General features: G+C 54.9%; 12 protein-coding genes. 6 read left to right on the top strand and 6 right to left on the bottom strand.

Annotation, left to right across the window (positions count from 1 at the left end):
- The first annotated feature begins 41 nt into the window (after window positions 1–41).
- The 5 genes from rbfA (at window position 42) to AU11_RS09445 (ending at window position 5195) form a co-directional block, all read left to right on the top strand.
- Window positions 42–452 carry a 30S ribosome-binding factor RbfA gene (gene rbfA / locus AU11_RS09465; protein ID WP_043318970.1) on the top strand — a complete coding sequence of 137 codons (411 nt, stop codon included), beginning with the start codon at window positions 42–44 and terminating at the stop codon, window positions 450–452.
- Window positions 452–1402: a tRNA pseudouridine(55) synthase TruB gene (gene truB / locus AU11_RS09460; RefSeq protein WP_043318968.1), complete on the top strand. Its 951-nt coding sequence runs from the start codon at window positions 452–454 to the stop codon at window positions 1400–1402. Before rbfA ends, truB begins: the two co-directional genes overlap by 1 nt.
- Window positions 1403–1601: 199 nt before the next feature.
- Complete coding sequence (rpsO, locus tag AU11_RS09455) at window positions 1602–1871, top strand: 30S ribosomal protein S15 (protein ID WP_043318965.1); 270 nt, start codon at window positions 1602–1604, stop codon at window positions 1869–1871.
- A gap of 202 nt (window positions 1872–2073) precedes the next feature.
- Window positions 2074–4191 (top strand): polyribonucleotide nucleotidyltransferase, encoded by a 2118-nt coding sequence (gene pnp / locus AU11_RS09450; protein WP_043318963.1) that lies wholly within the window; start codon window positions 2074–2076, stop codon window positions 4189–4191.
- 179 nt (window positions 4192–4370) lie between these two features.
- Window positions 4371–5195 carry a sulfite exporter TauE/SafE family protein gene (locus AU11_RS09445; RefSeq protein WP_156035248.1) on the top strand — a complete coding sequence of 275 codons (825 nt, stop codon included), beginning with the start codon at window positions 4371–4373 and terminating at the stop codon, window positions 5193–5195.
- Between the two features lie 79 nt (window positions 5196–5274).
- Here AU11_RS09445 and AU11_RS09440 read toward each other — a convergent pair whose 3' ends face one another.
- Window positions 5275–6810 (bottom strand): peptide MFS transporter, encoded by a 1536-nt coding sequence (locus AU11_RS09440; protein ID WP_043318961.1) that lies wholly within the window; start codon window positions 6808–6810, stop codon window positions 5275–5277.
- A gap of 189 nt (window positions 6811–6999) precedes the next feature.
- Between AU11_RS09440 and AU11_RS09435 the strand changes: the two genes are divergently transcribed.
- On the top strand, window positions 7000–8298 hold the full coding sequence (locus AU11_RS09435) for a tetratricopeptide repeat protein (RefSeq protein ID WP_081848046.1): 1299 nt from the start codon (window positions 7000–7002) through the stop codon (window positions 8296–8298).
- Window positions 8299–8395: 97 nt separating this feature from the next.
- Here AU11_RS09435 and AU11_RS09430 read toward each other — a convergent pair whose 3' ends face one another.
- From AU11_RS09430 to AU11_RS09410, 5 genes are all read right to left on the bottom strand, one after another.
- On the bottom strand, window positions 8396–11095 hold the full coding sequence (locus AU11_RS09430) for a TonB-dependent siderophore receptor (protein ID WP_043318959.1): 2700 nt from the start codon (window positions 11093–11095) through the stop codon (window positions 8396–8398).
- A gap of 503 nt (window positions 11096–11598) precedes the next feature.
- A complete protein-coding gene (locus tag AU11_RS09425) occupies window positions 11599–12183 on the bottom strand; it encodes a MarC family protein (protein WP_043318958.1) in 585 nt (194 codons plus the stop codon).
- Between the two features lie 49 nt (window positions 12184–12232).
- The gene (locus AU11_RS09420; protein ID WP_043318956.1) at window positions 12233–13162 is read right to left on the bottom strand and encodes a class I SAM-dependent methyltransferase; all 930 of its coding nucleotides are present in this window, start codon (window positions 13160–13162) and stop codon (window positions 12233–12235) included.
- Between the two features lie 66 nt (window positions 13163–13228).
- Complete coding sequence (locus tag AU11_RS09415; protein ID WP_043318954.1) at window positions 13229–15823, bottom strand: TonB-dependent siderophore receptor; 2595 nt, start codon at window positions 15821–15823, stop codon at window positions 13229–13231.
- 296 nt (window positions 15824–16119) lie between these two features.
- Window positions 16120–18894: a TonB-dependent siderophore receptor gene (locus AU11_RS09410; RefSeq protein ID WP_043318952.1), complete on the bottom strand. Its 2775-nt coding sequence runs from the start codon at window positions 18892–18894 to the stop codon at window positions 16120–16122.
- Between the last annotated feature and the right edge of the window lie 314 nt (window positions 18895–19208).

Below are 19208 nucleotides of genomic sequence, written 5' to 3'. Positions count from 1 at the left end.
CGCCGGAACGACGTTGTTTCAGCCATTTTCATAGGTAATCAATGGCCAAAGAATTCCACCGTGCTGACCGGGTAGCCGACGCCATGCGTCGCGAACTGGCCCGTCTGATCCAGCACGAAGTGCGCGACCCGCGGGTTGGCATGGTCAATGTCAACGACGTGGAGGTAAGCCGAGACCTCACCACTGCCAAGGTGTTCGTCACCCTGGTGGGCGAGGATGATCGCAGCAAGATCGATATTTCCATGGAGGCGCTGAACAAGGCGGCAGGGTTCCTGCGCACTCAGCTCGCCAAGGAAATCCAGATCCGTACCATTCCCCGTCTACAATTCCGTTACGACGAAACCTCCGTGCGTGGTCAGCACTTGTCCGCGTTGATTGACAAGGCAGTGAAGTCGGACCAGAAAAAATCTGACGACGACTCAGATAGCAACTCGGAAGAACAGAACGACTGATGGGCCGCCGACCAAAATGGGGCCGGCAGATTGACGGTGTGCTGTTGTTGAACAAGCCCGCCGGGATTTCTGCTAACGACGCCCTGCAAAGAGCCAAACGCCTGTTCTTCGCCAACCGCGCCGGCCACACCGGTGCGCTGGACCCATTGGCGACCGGCGTGCTGCCGATCTGTTTCGGTGAAGCGACCAAATTCTCCCAGTACCTGCTGGATGCGGACAAGCGTTACCGCAGCACCTTCTGTTTTGGCATGACCACCGAGACCGGCGACGCGGATGGTGACGTGGTTGCCACCAGTGACGCCTCAGGCCTTACGGAGCAACAGGTTTCTGATGCCATGGCCGCATTCCGCGGAACCATCAGTCAGGTTCCGTCCATGTATTCTGCCCTCAAGCACAATGGCCAGCCTTTATACAAGCTGGCGCGCCAGGGCATCGAAGTGGAGCGCGAGGCGCGCCAGGTCGAGATCTTTTCCTACGAGCTGGTGAGTTTTACCCCGGGCTCCGCATCACCGGACAAGCTGCCGCGGGTGGTGGTCGAGGTGCACTGCTCCAAGGGCACTTATGTACGCAGCCTGGCGGAAGACCTCGGCAAGGCACTGGGTGTAGGCGCCTTCGTCGAGAAGTTGCACCGCATCGCCGCCGGCCCCTACCACGAAGACGACTCGGTCACCCTGGATGCGCTGACCGAAGAGCGCGGAGAAGGCCGCGCCGAAGAGCTGGATCACCACCTGCTTCCGGCGGATTCTCCCGCCTCCGGCTTACCCAAAATGATCCTTTCTGACGACACGGGTTACTATCTGCGTCAGGGTCAGCCGGTAATGGATCTGCAGGTCTATCGTTTGGGCGACGAAGGTGATATGGTGCGCCTCTTCCTGGAAAGTGGTGAATTTCTAGGCGTTGGAGAGATTACTGATGACGGACGGGTCGCCCCGCGCCGCCTGGTAAAGTAGCACTCCTTACCGTCGTCATACCGGCGCAGGCCGGTATCCAGTGGATTCCGCACCGGATCTAGTCCGGTATGACAAAAATGTCCGGAATGACGGTGGGAAGGTACTGTGAGCGGGTAACCCGCAATCGCAACTAGCTGGTCTGTAAACATGCACGGGCCAGCCGAATTTTCAAAGCATGTTACGAACGAGGTAATTCGTTATGGCACTGTCTGCAAATGAAAAAGCAGCCATCCTGAAAGAGCACGGCCAGGCTGAAGGCGACACCGGTTCCCCGGAAGTCCAGGTAGCCCTGCTGACTGCCAACATCAACAAGCTTCAGGGTCACTTTGCTTCTCACAAGCAAGACCACCACTCCCGTCGTGGTCTGATCCGTATGGTAAACCAGCGTCGTAAGCTGCTGGACTACCTGAAGCGCAAGGATCTGAACCGTTACGCTCAGCTGATCGCCAAGCTCGGCCTGCGTCGCTAAGACCCTGAGAATGCCCGCCTTCTGGCGGGCATTCTTCTATTTGGTGTACCGCAAGGTTCGCCACCGGCGGATGCGCTACGCTTATCCGCCCTACGGCACAGTGTTATTTTGTGGCTGTAGGGGGGATAAGCGCAGCGCATCCACCACTTTGTAGGGGCTGTTGGAATGGGCCAGCAGCCGTAAGGAAACAGGAAAGATACTAGTGAATCCAGTAACCAAAACATTCCAGTACGGAAAAGATCAGGTCACCATCGAGACCGGCCGTATCGCCCGCCAGGCCACTGGCGCAGCGCTGGTCACCATGGGTGAAACCGTTGTGTTGTGTACCGTAGTCGGTGCCAAGGAAGCCAAGCCGGATCAGAGCTTCTTCCCGCTGTCCGTACACTATCAAGAGAAGGCCTACGCGGCTGGCAAGATTCCCGGTGGCTTCTTCAAGCGTGAAGGCCGCCCGTCTGAGAAAGAAACTCTGACTTCCCGTCTGATCGACCGTCCGATCCGCCCGCTGTTCCCGAACGGCTTTATGAACGAAGTACAGGTAATGATCACCGTACTGTCCGCGGAAAAAGACGTAGATCCGGATATCGCCGGCATGATCGGTACCTCTGCCGCACTGTCCGTATCCGGTATTCCTTTCGCTGGCCCGATCGGTGCCGCGCGTGTGGGTTACACCGAAAAAGACGGCTACCTGCTGAACCCGGGCTACGCGGCTCTGAAAGAGTCCGAACTGGACATGGTGGTAGCCGGTACCAAAGACGCCGTTCTGATGGTGGAATCCGAAGCCGCTGAGCTGCCGGAAGACATTATGCTGGGTGCGGTACTGTTCGCCCACCAGGAAATGCAGGCGGTTGTTAAGGTCTGTGAAGAGCTGAAAGCCGAAGCGGGCAAGCCCACCTGGGACTGGCAGCCGGAGCCGGAAAACGAAGAGCTGAAATCCGCACTGGAAGCCCAGTTCGGTGAGAAAGTAGCCGAAGCCTACAAGATCACCGATAAGCAGCAGCGCACTGCACGCCTCGCGGAGCTGCGCAACGAAGCTGCTGAAGCTCTGTCGTCTGACGAGCTGGATGAAGGCACCGTCAAGAGCTACTTCGGCAAGCTGGAGAAGAAAACCGTACGCGGCGCCGTGGTGCGCGGTGAGCCCCGTATCGACGGTCGCGACACCAAAACCGTACGTCCTATCTCCGTGGAAGTGGGCGTATTGCCGAAGAGCCACGGCTCTGCGCTATTCACCCGCGGTGAAACCCAGGCACTGGTGGTTTCCACTCTGGGTGCCACCCGCGATGCACAGATCATCGATGCCCTGGAAGGCGAGCGTAAAGACTACTTTATGCTGCACTACAACTTCCCTCCCTACTCTGTAGGTGAAGCGGGTCGTGTCGGCGCGACCGGCCGTCGCGAAATCGGCCACGGCCGTCTGGCACGCCGCGGTATCGCTGCCGTTCTGCCGAATCCGGAAGAATTCCCCTACACCCTGCGTGTGGTTTCCGAAATCACCGAATCCAACGGTTCCAGCTCCATGGCTTCCGTGTGTGGTTCCAGTCTGGCACTGATGGACGCGGGTGTACCGCTGAAAGCGCCGGTTGCCGGTATCGCCATGGGCCTGGTGAAGGAAGACGAAGGCTTTGCGGTTCTGACCGACATCCTGGGTGATGAAGACCATCTGGGCGACATGGACTTCAAGGTAGCCGGTACAGCTTCTGGTGTTACTGCACTGCAGATGGACATCAAGATCGAAGGCATCACCGAAGAGATCATGGAAACGGCCCTGGAACAGGCACTGCATGCGCGTCTGCACATCCTGGCGGAAATGAACAAGGTGATCGGCGAGTCCCGCTCGGTTGTGAACGAAAACGCCCCGCGTTACGCCACCCTGAAGATCCATCCGGACAAGATCCGCGACGTGATCGGTAAAGGCGGTGCGACCATCCGCTCCATCACCGAAGAAACTGGTGCTTCCATCGACATCGAAGACGATGGGTCCGTGAAGGTATTCGGTGAAGACGGCCAGAGCCTGGAAGCGGCAGTTACCCGCATCGAGGAAATCACCGCGGAAGCCGAGATCGGCGCTATCTACGAAGGTAAGGTTGTACGTATCGTCGACTTCGGCGCGTTCGTTAACTTCCTGCCGGGTAAAGACGGTCTGGTACACATTTCCCAGATCGCCGAAGAGCGCGTCAACGCGGTGACCGACTATCTGAGCGAAGGCCAGATGGTCAAAGTAAAGGTACTGGACGTAGACCAGCGCGGCCGCATCAAGCTGTCCATCAAGGAAGCCAAAGCCGAAGAAGCCGAGCAGGCGGATGAGGCCACTGGCGAGGAGTAATTCCTCCCGGTTTGGCACGCTTGCTTGCAAGCGACGGAAAACGGTGGCTATATGCCACCGTTTTTTCATTCGGGCCATCCTTGGCCCTCACCCTTCGGGCAGCCTTCGGCTGTGCAAAACGGCTTTCCTGCCGTTTTGTTTGAATGAACTTTATAAGCAGGGATTCCGGGGGAAGTTCAGTGGAAGTGTTATTGATTTACCTGTTGGTGGGGATGGGTGCAGGTACCATAGCCGGTCTGTTCGGAGTGGGCGGCGGTCTGATCATCGTGCCTGCTTTGGTCTTGGTATTTACCGCCCAGGGCATCGCGCCGGAAATCCTCACCCATATGGCCGTGGGGACTTCGCTTGCCACCATCATCATTACCTCAATCAGCTCGGTGCGTACCCATCATGGCAAACGTGCGGTGGACTGGAAGATCTTTATTGCCATGGCACCGGGAATTCTGCTGGGCTCCTGGGTGGGCGGTGTTACCGCCGACTGGTTGAGCGGTGCCTGGTTACAGCTGCTGATCGGACTTTTTGCTGTCGGCATCGCGCTCAAGATGTGGCTCGATGGCCTGCGTAAGGGATCGCTGCCGAGCAACGGCGAAAAGGTGCCTGGCAAAGTGGGCTTGTCGATTGCCGGCGGCTTTATCGGCTGGGTTTCCGCAATTTTCGGGATTGGTGGGGGCTCACTGACGGTGCCCTTCCTGTCCCGCTGCCATGTGGTGATGCAGCGCGCGGTGGCGACCTCGGCGGCTTGTGGTCTGCCGATCGCCATTGCCGGTGCACTCAGTTTTGCGGTACAGGGCTGGAATAATTCACAATTGCCGGAATGGAGCAGTGGTTATATCTACTGGCCTGCGTTTCTGGGGATTGTATTGGCGAGTACCTGGTTTGCCCGCTTCGGCGCCCTGCTGGCTCACAAGCTCTCGCCGCAGTTACTGAAGAACTGTTTCGCAGGGCTGCTGTTCATCATCGGTGCGCGGTTTATCTGGCTGAACTATGCGGTAGTCGCCAGCTGATTGGTTCGACTGGCAAATCAATAAAAAAGGCCGCTGCGGGAAACCGCAGCGGCCTTTTTACTTCGGGCTAAGCCGAGAATTAAACAGTCTTCGCTGGCGCCTCGGCCGGCTCAACCGCTTCGATATGATCCTCACCCTGGCCTTCCCAGGATTTGGACTTCAGGCTGATCAGCGCGATCACGGCACCGATACCAATGCTGAAGATGGCGATCTGCAGGTACAGATTTGGCAGCTCGGATACATTGTTCGGATCGAAGTTACCCGCCAGCAGGCCGGCAATGATGTTGCCGATGGAGTAGGTGAGTACGAACACACCCATCATCTGGCCGGCAAAGCGACGCGGTGACAGTTTGCTCACTGCACTCAGGGCTACAGGGCTCAGGCACAGTTCGCCTACGGTGTGCAGGAAGTAAGTGGTTACCAGCCACATCGGCGCGACTTTTAGGCCTGCCGCGGCTTGCTGGGCGGCGAAGAACATCACGATAAAGCCGGTGGCCATGATGATCAGGCCGATGGCGCACTTCATGCCATAGGATGGCGAGATCATGCGCTTGCCCAGGTTGATCCACAGGGCGGCGAAGAAAGGAGACAGAATGATGATGAACATCGGGTTCACATTCTGGAACCAGGATGCCGGAATCTCGAAGGAGCCGATCATGCGGTCGGTAAAGTCACGACCAAACAGGTTCAGGGAGGAGCCCGCCTGTTCGAACCCGGACCAGAAGCAGGCGGACGCCACACACACCAGGAACAGGGCCCACATGCGCTTCTTCTCGGCCTGGGACAGTTTGCCGCCAAAATAGATGTAGGCGTAGTAGGCGAAGAAGATGACGGTAAAGGCAATGGCCACGTACTTGGCTACGGCAACCGGGTCAAAAGCGATCACGCCGCTCATGGTCAGGGCGGTAATCACCACCACGGTACCAACGATCGCCCAGATGGTGCTCCAGGCTTTCTTTTCGCCCGCTGGTGTCATCGGGTGCTCCGGCTTCAGACTGGCATCGCCCAGGTTACCGATGGTCTTGCGGTACTGAACCAGGCCAATTGCCATACCTACAGCAGCGGCACCGAAGCCCCAGTGCCAGCCGACTTTCTCACCGAAGTAGCCACAGATCATGTAGCCCAGCACGGAGCCAATATTGATACCCATGTAATACAGGGCATAGCCACTGTCGCGACGCACATCGTCGTCGGCGTAGAGGTGGCCAACCAGTGCGCTGATATTGGGCTTGAGCAGGCCAGTACCGGTGGCAACCAGAATCAGGCCAATAAAGAAGGTGTGTTCGCTGGGAATGGCGAGCACGATATGGCCGCACATGATGATAATGCCGCCGTACCAGACGGTGCGCTGCCCGCCGAGCAGGCGGTCCGCAATCCAGCCACCGGGGAGACCCAGAAAGTACACCGCACCGGTGTAGAGACCGTAGATCGCGGTAGCGGCGACAACGGTGAAGGCAAGGCCTTCCTGCTGCAGGCTGGCGGTCATGAACAGGACCAGTAGAGCCCGCATGCCGTAGTAACTCATCCGCTCCCACATTTCGGTAAAGAACAGGGTGGAGAGCCCCTTGGGATGGCCAAAGAAGCCATCGCTGTTTTGTTGTGGCTGTGACGACATATCAGTTGTTCCGATTGTTATAGCTTTAACTTGTTATAGCTTTAGAGAGACCTTCCCGAGTGTAACAGCGGTCCCGGAAACTGGCGAATGGTTACAGGTGAAACAGGAAATGAACCTGCGAAAGGTATTCCTACGCGACAAGAATTGTGGAAAATCAGGGATTCAGAACACGTTATGGGGAGAATAACCATGAAAACCCCGGAAAATTCTGGACTGCCAGAAATCAAACGGTCACATTTCGCGAACCGCCCGCGTTTCCAGCCCAGGCGGATCGCTGCCTGTACGGCGATTGCCGCGGTTCTACTGGCCGGCTGCGCCAGCAACCCGGTCGATCCCCCAGCCCCGACAGATGTGGGCTGGCTGCTCTCGGGGCAAGCGCTGTTTGAGCAGCCGGTACCGCGGATGGCGTTGCCGGAAGACGATATTCTCGGTCTCTCTCCGGAAATGCGCAGGTACCTCGCTCATGTCGCCCCGCAGGCCAGTCCCCAGCAGCGACTGGCTGCGCTGCTGCAAGGCTTCGAGAATCGCGACTTCACCGTCCAGTATCAGGCGGATCAGACATTGACCGCCAGTGGCACTTACCGCGAGCAGGTGGGCAACTGTATGGCCTTTACCGTGATGATGGTGGCCATGGCGCGGGAACTGGGGGCGGATGCCTACTTCAATCAGGTGGAAGTGCCACCCGTATGGGGGCATGAGGAGTCGCAGACCTTCGTGGTGTACCGCCATATCAATATGGTGAGCGAGAGCCCCCGGGGCCGCCGCGTGGTGGATTTCAATCTCGAGGCCTACGACCCCATCTATGACCAGCGCAAGCTGTCGGATAACGAAGCTTTTGCACAGTACTACAGCAATCGCGGCCTGGAGCTGATGCAGCAGGGGCAAATGGTCGATGCGTTTCGCTATTTGCGTAAGGCGCTGGACCTGAGGCCAGGAGACGCGGACCTGTGGGCAAACCTCGGAGCGCTATATAGTCGCAATCGAGAGTTTACTGCCGCAGAACAGAGCTACCTGCAAGCATTGCAGCTGAAAAGCAGCCATACCATTGCCATGAGTAATCTGGAGCGCTTGTATCGCAAGCAGAGTAAGTTCGACCTGGCCGATCACTATGCCGAAAAGGCCCGCTTCCACCGCGAACGCAACCCCTACTACCTGTATTATCAGGCGCGCAACGCGTATGAGCATGGTGATTATAAAAGCGCAAAGAAGCAGTTAAAGCGTGCTATGTGGCAATACGAGGATGATCACCGGTTTCATTTTTTGATGGGGTTGACCAACTACAGGCTTGGTGAATTCGTAGACTCGAAAGAGCATTTTTTCCAGGCATTTCACTTGGCAGATAACGCCTCGGCACAAAGGGTATATATGAAAAAGCTAGAACTCATGGAAATGGGCGGAGTTGGTGAGAGTTCACCTTCACGGCGTACTCCTGGAGACATCCCAGGCAGGTATTCTGTGGGACCGGCGAGCCTTCTCGGACGGTGGTAACTTAGAAGTATTTTATGATTATTTGTACGAAAAAGGGGGATGCCATTGGCATCCCCCTTTTTCGTTGACTGAACGTCTACAACGTCAAGTCCACAACTTAGAACTGGTAAGAAGCACCAGCCCAGAAGTAGCGACCTTGGAAGTCGTAGAAGCTGTTCCAGTCGCTGCCGGAGGTAGTGTGTGGGTCTTTGTTCGCCACGTTATCAATACCAGCGGACAGACGAGTACCTTCGTTGATGTCCCAGCCTGCGCGCAGGTTCAGATAAGTAATGGACTGAACCGGCAGGTAGGGGCTTTCACCGTCGTCGAAGTACTGCATTTCAGCACCCAGATCCCAGTCGTTGCCGTACCAGGTCGCGCTGGCCAGGCCGCGCCACTTCACGTACAGACCACCGGTGGTACCAACGTATTCCAGGTAGTCAGACTCGGTGCCGGACTGCTCGTTGAACTCGTTGTATTCCAGCAGACGGGAAGCCTGTGCACGCAGGCCCAGACGGCCAGCGTCGAAGTGCAGGTTTTGAACGATATCGACGTCAACACCACGGGTGTCGATCTGACCGATGTTCATCTTCGCACCTTCCAGGGATACGATCTGGTCGCCCGCGCCGCGGGTTACGAAGGAACAAGCGCTCGCAACACCGTCACGGAAGCAGTCATCCAGGATGCGTTGCAGATCTGGAGAGGTGATCGCGTCTTCGATGCTGATGTCGTAGTAGTCCAGAGTGATAGACAGGTCGTCTACGAAGCTCGGGGTCCAAACGATGCCGGCAGTGAAGGTTTCTGCTTCTTCTGGAGTCAGCTCTTCGTTACCGCCAATGTTGGTCGGTACCTGGTTGCCGGACTGAGTGAAGCCAGCGCCAACCATGCCGCAGTTTGCACCCTGGCCGTCTTTGTTCGCTTCACTGGTATCACACGGGTCGATCAGGTACTCGTAGCTCTGCGCGGAACCGCTGAACAACTCGTAGATGCCCGGAGCGCGGAAAGAAGTGGAGTAGCTGGTACGGAAACGCACGTCTTCAACCGGTGCGTAAACCAGGCCAACTTTACCAGTGCTCTGGCCACCGAAGGTGCTGAAGTCGGAGTAGCGAACCGCTACGTCAGCAGTCAGCTCTTCTGCGAAACGGGCACCCTGCAGGATTGGCAGATTGAATTCCGCGAACACCTCGGTTACGTCGTACTCGCCACCAGTGGCATCCTGCTGGTTACCGAAAGTGTCACCACTTTGGGTTTCCACAGACGGGTTGAACTCACCGGACTCTTCACGGTATTCAACACCTGCTGCAAAGCCCAGAGCACCGCCCTGGAATTCGATGGCGTTGATGTCACCGGACAGAGACGCGCCAACGTTCAACAGCTCGTAGGAGTTGTCTTCGTAGTCGTCGTAGCGGAAGTAGTCCATGATTTCCGGGCTCATGCCGCCGGCGAAATCGTAGTCCAGGCCAGCTTCACCGCTGAAGATTTCTTGCAACTTGGTTTTGTTGTAAGAGTTCAGGATGACGTTTTCGCCTTCGTTTTTGCCGTAGCTCACGAAGGTGTCCCAGCTCCAACCGTTAGAGAAGTCACCGTTCAGGCCGGTAGCCAGACGGTAAGTATCGGTGGTCTGCTCGTAAGAGCGGGTGCCGCCAGATACCGGACGAATACGGAAGTCGGAGAAACCATCAACCCAGTCGGTGCCGTGAGAGGCTTCCGGTGCTTTCGGCTCCAGTCCTTCCGGGCTGCCCTGGGCTTCCCATTCGGCTTTCGCAGCTTCATAGGCAGCCAGCTCGATCTGATAAGCGTCATCGGCTGCTTGCCATGCTTCGTCCAGCTGAGACTTGATGGCTTCTGGCAGGTGAACTTCTGGGTCCAGGTCAAAACCGTTACCCGCATACAGAGGCTGTGCAGCCAGTTGCTGGTTGCTGGTTTTGGTGGTGAAGCTCGCCTCACCCCACAGCTCTACGCTGTCGGTGATGGAGAATTTACCGGAAGCAGTAGCAGAAGTACGCTCCATTGCACCAGACAGCCACATGTGCTGGCCGATGTCGTAACCGGCGTAGTCGCCCAGAGTCACGCCATCTTCACCGATGCTGAAGCTGCCGTAGTTGGTGAAGATATTGCCGTTCGGACCCATAGAGCTGGTCAGACCGGCCCAGTCGCGATCGTTGTAAGTAATCTCGTCGCGCTGTGCGTGAGTGATGTTTGCAATGAAGCTACCGCGCTCGCCTTCGCTGCCGAAGGTGATGGACAGGTCGCCATTCTCACCGCCGCCGTCTTTGGTAGCGCCGGCGCGTGCATTGATGCGAACACCGTCGAAGGAGTCTTTCATCACCACGTTGATGACACCGGCAACGGCGTCAGCGCCGTATACGGCGGAAGCGCCGTCAGTCAGTACTTCGATGCGGTCGATCATATCGACCGGGATGTTGTTCATGTCTACCGCGGAGCTGACGCCGGAAGCGGAAGATACGAAACGACGGCCGTTTACCAGTACCAGAGTACGGGCAGAGCCGAGGTTGCGCAGGTCAACGAATGCCAGACCCTGGCCGCCGTTGTTGTCGTTTGCATTGATACCAGTGGTACCCATGGACGGCAGCTGGTTCAGCAGCTCGTCAATGGTGCCCACACCGGAGCGGCTGATCGCTTCGGAATCAACAATAGTGATTGGGCCGGTGGTGGACAGCGGATCCCGTGCAATACGAGAACCGGTAACGATTACTTCTTCTACAGCCGGGCCCGGCACGTTTTCCTGAGCGGAAACACCAGTGGCGGCGATAGTGCCGAGCGCTGCAATAGCGATACTCAACTTGGTCTTGATCATAAATGCATCCTTTATGTACTTAGAGGCACTTTTATTGGTTTGTTGTAATTCGAGTGCGCGCTGACTTTAAAGGATCAAATAGATTTGTGGAACTAACGTGACATAACGGGATCAAGTACAAATTATGGATTCTGATTCTTTATTGATCATGCTGTGTAATTTACAATCGTTAAGAAGTGTTTGCATCCGGTTAAATTAACTTTAGTTATTAATATTTATTAAATTTTGGTTAAATTTAGGATATCTGTAACTATCGAGTGGAGTGGCAAAGCTGGTTGTTTTTTGCTCGTCCGGAGCGGGCTGTACAAAAGTTGATCGAGTTTGGGGGTTTTCATCTTTCGGTAGAGGTAAATTTTTCCAAATTAATCTGGCGCGGTAATTAATTCTGAAAAAACGTGATTATCCAGCGGGTAACGATTAGGTTGTGCTAGAGAGTGGGTGAGCAGGTCTTGTGAAGTGATCGTCGCGAGACGCAGCTTCGCTAGAGCCTCGCGACTGACCGATTAAGCAAGGCTTTGTTTTATGCCGTCCAGGAAGAGCTGTACAGCCAGCATTACCAGTACCATGCCCATCAGGCGCTCTACCGCGATCAACCCCCGGTTACCCAGCAAACGGGCGAGTGGGGACGAGGCCAGCAGTATTACTGCGGATACCGCCCAGGCGCCAAGTAGTGCCAGCGTCCAGTCCCACAGTTGTTCCCCTTCGCTGTTTGTCATCAGCATCAGAATGGCCATGGTGGAAGGCCCGGCCACCAATGGTACAGCGAGAGGTACGAAGAAGGGTTCCCCTTCCAGTCGTTCTCCCATAATGCCGCCTTCCATCGGGAATACCATGCGAATCGCGATCAGGAAAAGAATAATCGCCCCAGCAATCCGGATGGCCTCTTGGGAAAGTCCCAACCACGCCAAAACGAACCGGCCGCCGTAGAGAAATACCAGTAACACGATCAGAGCGAAAATCAGTTCCCGCATGATCACGTAAAGCTGTCGCTTGGGTGGGACATTCTTCAGTGCGGCGAGGAATACCGGGATGTTACCCAGTGGGTCCATTACGAAGAGGAGGGTTAGGAAGGCGGTTAATGTGTCCATAAAAGTAACTCAGCTAGAACTCGGCGGCGGAAAACTACGCTGCAAACCACTATTTCGTCAATGAAATATAGACGCCGACGAGATCTCCATCTTGAGAGAAATCCACAGCTTTAACTTTGTCGAACCCAATATCTCGTGCGAACTGGGATATGTAGGTGACATCTTTCTTGCTAAGCGCGGCGCTCAGCATGTCTTTCTGTCTCCCTTGGGCAGCCCGGAAGCTTTTTCTAATAGTTTCCAAAGATTCCCTTACCAGCTCTGCCGATGTGCTGTTTAATCGCTTTAACTGTTGACTTGTCTCATTCACTATTATCTGACATAGATCATGTCCCTTGTGTTTGGCTTGCAGACAGTTGACTGCGTTGTTCAAGGTGGTGGTGCAAGCTAACTTTGTTTCACCTATTGATTGGAAATTTTTAGTGAAATTTATTGCATGCTCGAAAATTTTCATTTCCTCAAGTGCGCTTTCGTAAACTTCCAAATCAGATTGTGTAGAGATAATGAGTGCGGAGCGATCACAATGGCAGAAAAAGTGGCACTCTCCACCAGGCTTCAAGACTCTGTGTGCTTCGGGGAGCGATTGTTTCCACTCACTGTATTCAATGCCAAATTGGGATGTTATCAAGTCAAATTTATTGTCAGGAAAGATTAGTTCCTCGCAGGAGGAATCTCCGAAAAAGTGAATGTGCTCTCGGGCCTCATTAATTTCAGGTGAGGCGGGGATGCTAGCTGGAATTTTTGCGCGGTCTATAGCGCATATATTCGCGAATTTATTAGCTTTTTTGAGAGTGCTGTAAGCGATGCAAGGTATTGCACCGTTCCCTGTCGCCAGGTCAAGTAATTCGGTACCAGAATCTAAATTCGAGAAAATCTCTTCCCAAAGCTCTCTTAACTTTCCCGTATAGTTATTCACAAGCGGGAGACCAAAGGTGGTTATATAGCCTTGCTGCCAGAATTCGTCCCAATGTTGTTGGATCATTCGAAACCCCATAAAAAAGGGCCAACAAATGTTGGCCCTCAATACATTTAAGAATGCAATTGCATCTTAGAAGCTCATGGTGTACTCCGCGTATACCATGCGACCAGTGGCATCATACAGGTCGTAGTGGTCACGAGCGTATTTGCCATCTTTGTCCATTACTGGATCTTCATTGGTCAGGTTGCGAGCACCAACCTTGATCGCGCCGAACGACTCAGTGGCAAGGCTGTAAGCCAGGTTCAGAGTAGTCCAAGAGTCCAGGTCTGTGCCACTCATCTCCAGGGTACCGGAATCAGTCACACTGGTGAACTCATCATGGGATGCGATGTAGTCAACTGTCAGGTCAACTGCATGCATGTCCATGCTCCAGCCCAAGGTGAACTGACCACGCAGGTTCGGGTACAGATTAAAGGAGGAAATATCCTGTACTGGTCCCTGATAGTAGGCATCAGTCTCATAAGACAGCTGATGGCTGACGAAAGCTCCCAATGAAACCAAACCAAATGTGGTATCGAAGCTGCCGTCGACTTTCACGTCAAGGCCAGATACATCCAGTACACCGGCGTTAGTAGTCTGGGAGAAGAACTCACGTTGAGCGCCAGTGCCTGTAGTGTAGATGCCGCTCGCCGGATCCAGAGTAACGCCAGAAGCCAGAGCATAGAAAATACTCTGAGCGGACGGCTGAATGATTACGTCTTCAACTTCTACGTTCCACAGGGTTGCGTCAAGGCTCCAGCTGTCAGCGAAACGCCAGTTACCACCAAAGGACATAGAGGTGGAGGTTTCCGCTTCCAGATCTTCGCTGGTGGAGTAGTAAGTATCCCACTGACGTGAAAGACCGGTCATCGGATCAGTCGCGTCTTCAGCAGAGAATGCAGATGGACCGTATAGTTCATCCAGAGCCGGAGCGCGGAAACCCACGCCTGCGCGGGCGCGCAGAGTCAATGAATCGGTCAGGCTATAGCTGGCCGAGAGAGAAGGTGCAACGTTGGAGCCGAAGTCGCTGTAATTATCGTAACGGACAGCCGCATTAACTTCCATTTTTTCCATAACCGGAATGATGGCTTCGGCAAAGACGGCTGCTACATCGCGTTCACCAGCAGCAGAGTTGCCGGAGCTGCCGCCCACTAAGCCCGCTTCTGAGGCGTTATCGTATTGGTTGGCGTAGGAAACGGTATAAGCTTCTGCACCGGTCAGGACAATCGTCTCGCCCGCCCCAAACCAATCACCACCGTCAAACTGTAGGTGGCCATAGACTTTGGTTTGATCGGTGTAGTTGTTCTGGGATGTCAACGCACGCATAGCGGCCGCACCTTCATCAGAGAACGGATCAATACCATTGTTTAGTACGTAGTCTAGGCCAGGGTAGGACAGGTAATAGGAACCGAACTCCTTAACTTCGTAACGCCCTTTTTGAGCGTAAGTCTCGTAGCTCATGCCGTTAGGCAGATCACCACGGAAGCCTAAAGTGAAGTCGTACTGGGTATCAGTGACGTTATTGTCACGCGGGCCAATGTTGGTCCAGCGATAGTAGCCTGTGATCTCATAGTCATCAGTGATAGTGCCATCGGCAAGAAGGGCATCTACATCAAACGGAACATCCGCGTAATCCGCCGGCATGTCAGACCAAGCCGCTGCAGGTGGTGCATACCGACCAAAAGAGTCCACTTTTGAGAAGAGCGCATTGGCATAGAACTCGACATTATCCGAGATTTCGTAGTTGGCGCTGAGGAATGTGTTGATGCGACTCAACTCGGCCTTATTGGCAGAGATGTTAGCGTACGGGTAGGTACATAGAGTGCCGTCTGGTTCACCAAAGGCAGCAGCTCCTGTTTCCATGAAGTTGGAGTCACCTGCGCAGCTGGTGGCTGCTTGAATGCTGTAATACTCTGTATTCGGATCGTAGATTTCGATGGTCTTACCATAGTAAGAGTAGCCATCGGTATCCAGGTATGCATCAAGGCGGCCGTCGCCATTGTCGCGGATCCAAGCAGAAGTGTACTCACGGTCTCCGTCAAAAATCGGGTCGCGATGATTGTACTCTGCGGAGAAGGTGATGTTGCCCCGGTCGCTTGAAAGACCGGTTACAAAACTAAATGATTCTTCGATGCCGTCGTCGTTAGCGCGGTCACCTCGGCGAGTAGTGAACTCAATACCTTCGAAGTTTTCACGCATCATCAGGTTGACAACACCTGCAACCGCGTCTGAACCATACACGGCAGAAGCACCGTCAGCTAGGATGTCAATACGTTCAACAGCAGCCATCGGAATCATATTCAAGTTGATGGATGCGGCACCCAGGTTTGGGGAGCCCGGCATACGGCGACCATTGATCATTACCAGGCTGCGCTGAGAACCGAGGCCACGTAGGTCAACGGTGGCATTTGATTGAGCGGAACTACCAGAGCGCTCGTTGAAAGAGCCCAAAGAGTTCAGCGGAGTATTGCGCAGGGTGTCAGCGATCATCAGGTTGCCGAGAGCATCGATATCTGCACGATCCATGCTCACTACTTGCGCGGCTTCATCAAAGTTAGTGCGCTTAATGCGAGAACCGGTAACTACTACCTCTTCTACCATCGTTGCGTCTTCTTGTGCGAACGTGGGCAGGGCAGGAACCATGATCGTAGCGGCTACCGCTACGGACAGGAGGTTCTTTTTCATTCTAAATCCTCTCTTGATCGTTGGATTTTTAGTGTGTTGCCAGGTTTGGCGTGTGCGGAAATGACTACCCCCAAGCGGTCATTTCCTTCCCAACGTGTATTTAACGGACTGGGATTAAGTTCCCTCAAAAAAAAATAAAAAAACCGCACGTTTAGATAAAAGTCACGTTAGTCATAAGCTGATGTTTTTTGCAGGACGATCGTCTATTAATTGGTGCGCGGGCAATTCGAATTGTGGAAATACGCGCAAAAAAAGCCCCGCCAGAGGGCGGGGCTTAGAGGAGAGGTGATATTGATTTAGAACTGCAACGTCACACTTCCGTAGAAGAAGCGGCCGACGGTGTCATAGCTTCTCATCAGGGTGTTCATGTCATCGTAGTTGGTGACATACGGGGGCTGCTGATTCCACATGTTGCGGATACCACCGGTCAGGGTGACATTTTCCCAGCGGAAGTAGTTGAAGTTCACATCTTGATACCAGGTGGTATCAATATGGGTAGCCAGGGCCGCCGGTGATGGATCGAAGTCATCGACTTCACCCAGCATGCGCACGGTGGTGAATGCGCTCCAGCAATCGTATTCATAGCCCAGGGTTCCGTAGAATTTCCACTCCGGGAAGGCGACGATGGCGGTGGTTACCGGGTCGGCTCCGAAGTAGCCCGCCAGGTCGATAGTCGGGTCTTCTGGGCTGCCGCGATATTTCCACTCATGCAGGTAAGTGGCAGAGAGGTTGACACTCACTACACCGGGGCCCACATCCATGCTGTAGTCAAAGCCCAGGTCGACACCGGAGGTCTCGAAAGTGGATACGTTCTGGCTGTTGAGCAGCTGGCCGGCAATGGTGTTGTCGTTCGCACGGTATGGACTGGTGGGTGAGGGGCTGCTGCCCACTGCAGCCGCACCGGTAATCAGGTCACACAGCGGGGAACTGAACCCGGGGCTCTCATAACAACCCTGTACAATGGTGTTGGTGGTCAGAGTGCCAATCGCGTCGTCGATGTTGATGTTGAAGTAATCAACGGTAAACCCCATGTTGTCGGTCCAGGATGGTGTCCACACCATACCCAGTGTCCAGCTCTCAGACTTCTCGGCCTCCAGATCCGGGTTGCCGCCAAACAGGCCGGTGGCCTGCGGGGAAACGATTGCGGTTCCCGGGGCGATACCGTCCGCGGCACAGTTGGCCTGGACATTGGAGTTGAAGCTGCTGTCCCAGCCATTACAGGGGTCTGAATAGGTCTCGGCGGACACCGTCGGAGTCAGGTAGAGATCATCCAGACCTGGAGCGCGGAAGCCTTCGGAATAGGTGCCGCGGAAACGAAGCTCATCCAGTGGTGCGTATTCAATAACAGCGCCGAAGGTGGTATCGCTACCTATGGTGCTGTAGTCGGAGTAGCGGAAAGATGCCTCGAATGCGAGGATCTCTGCCCAGGGACGACCTTCCAGTACAGGTACGCGCACCTCGCCGTAGAACTCATCCACGCTGTAGTTACCACCCCAGGCATCGCCGTTCACGAAGTAGATCTGACCGATTTCGGCGGCGCCGTCCGGCACGATCTCTGTGCGTTCGGCGCGGTTCTCATAACCGACGGCCCATGCGGGCGCTTCACCGGTCAGGGCCCATTCGCCGAAGTCACCAACCAGGTTGGCCTGGAAGCTACGCAACGAAGAACGTTCAACCGGAGAGTTGGTCACCAGCGCATAGTTCTGCATTTCTTCGGTCAGAGTACCTGCCGCAAAGGGGTTCCAGGCGGTTACGCCGGTGGCGCCCACGGCAGCGGCACATTCCGGATCAGCCGCACAGGCAACAGGATCCAGCAGATTCTCGAAACGCACGGTATTACCGCGACCCCGGTCAATCTGGGTGTCGACCCAGCGGGAATAATTGTAGGACAGGTCCCAGGTCCACTCATTGCAGAATTCACCCTCGAGCCCGACGACGCCACGCCAGGTGTTCAGGTCCTGGGAGAAAGAGCGCCCACCGGTTTCTTCCAGACGGCGGCCAATGTTTACTGGTTCACCGATCGGATTATAGGGGTTGGTCACGGGTACTTCGGGCCCCCAGAAGGTACCCTCTGCAGCCATTAGCTGGTCGGAGCGGCGATTGACAAAAGACAGCTCGGTAAAGGCATTTACGTCGGTTACGTCTTTCCAGTCGTATAGCTCGTAAGTACCGTATCCATATATGGAGGCAACTTCCTGTGGGGTTGTCAGGTAACTGGCTTCAGCGAAGTTGTACCCGTCGGTGGTGGAGTTGAAGTTGCGCACAACGCCGGTAACCGGATCTACGATCAGCTGACGATCATCTGCAGTCGGTGAGAAACGTGCTGGTGTGGTAGTGGGACTGCCGCCACAGACTACGTTACCACCGGTTTCTCCCAGCGGGCACTCGGAGAATCGACGATCACCCTGCCAGATATCTTCGCGCTTGGTGTATTGCGCGTTCAACATGACATGACCTTTGTCGTTGCCGGTACCGATGGTCATTGCAGCCAGGTACTCGTCACCGTCGCCATGGGTGGAGGCGCCGTAGTCGAAGGTCAGCTCAGCACCTTCGAACCCTTTTTTGGTGATGATGTTGATTACACCGGCGATGGCGTCAGAGCCGTAAATGGTAGAGGCGCCGTCACGCAGGATTTCCACACGCTCGATCACTGAGGTGGGGATGGTGTTGAGGTCAACCACACCGGTGGCACCACCGGAGGAGCTGAGGCGGCGTCCGTTCATCAAAATCAGGGTGCGCGAAGATCCGAGGCCGCGCAGGGAAACGGTGGCGAGACCGCCACTGCCGTTGTTGACCGATGAACCCAATTGGCCGCCAGTCATTGATGGAATGTTTTGCAGGAAGTCTTCCAGTGTTGTCTGGCCTGACTGCTCCAGTTGAGCGGCATCAAACACACTGATTGGCGTGGCGCTATTGGCGTCCGTCGCACGCTGGATGCGTGAACCGGTGACAACAATTTCTTCTACTTCCTGCTGCACATCCTGCGCAAGAGAAACGGTAGAAAAGCTGGATGTAACGGCGGCAGCCGCGATCGCGCCCTTGATTGCCCGAGAAAGACGGGTTTTGTCCATGGTATACCTCTCCTGATACCGGTGATGTTCGCCGAATTGGCCATGCCCTTCCTGACAACTACATACATCTATCAACAAGAGGCTTGCTAACAACCCTAGAACAATTTTTTCAAGTTCAAGGATTTTCGTGAATGAAATTGCGCCTTTGGTACGTTTGCGCCAAATGTGACGTCAAAAACGGGGCAAAAAACGAACAGTGTGTGCGCTGGTTTTTAAAAGGTGCGTATGAAGTGCGCCTTAAAAACAATGGGCAAACAAAAAAGAGGTGTGCGCTGTGGTGATGGGCGGAAGATGTTCAGGGATCAGGATAGAGG

This window comes from Microbulbifer sp. HZ11, assembly GCF_000708675.1.
GTDB lineage: Bacteria > Pseudomonadota > Gammaproteobacteria > Pseudomonadales > Cellvibrionaceae > Microbulbifer.
This window is presented reverse-complemented; position numbering and strand designations above follow the sequence as displayed.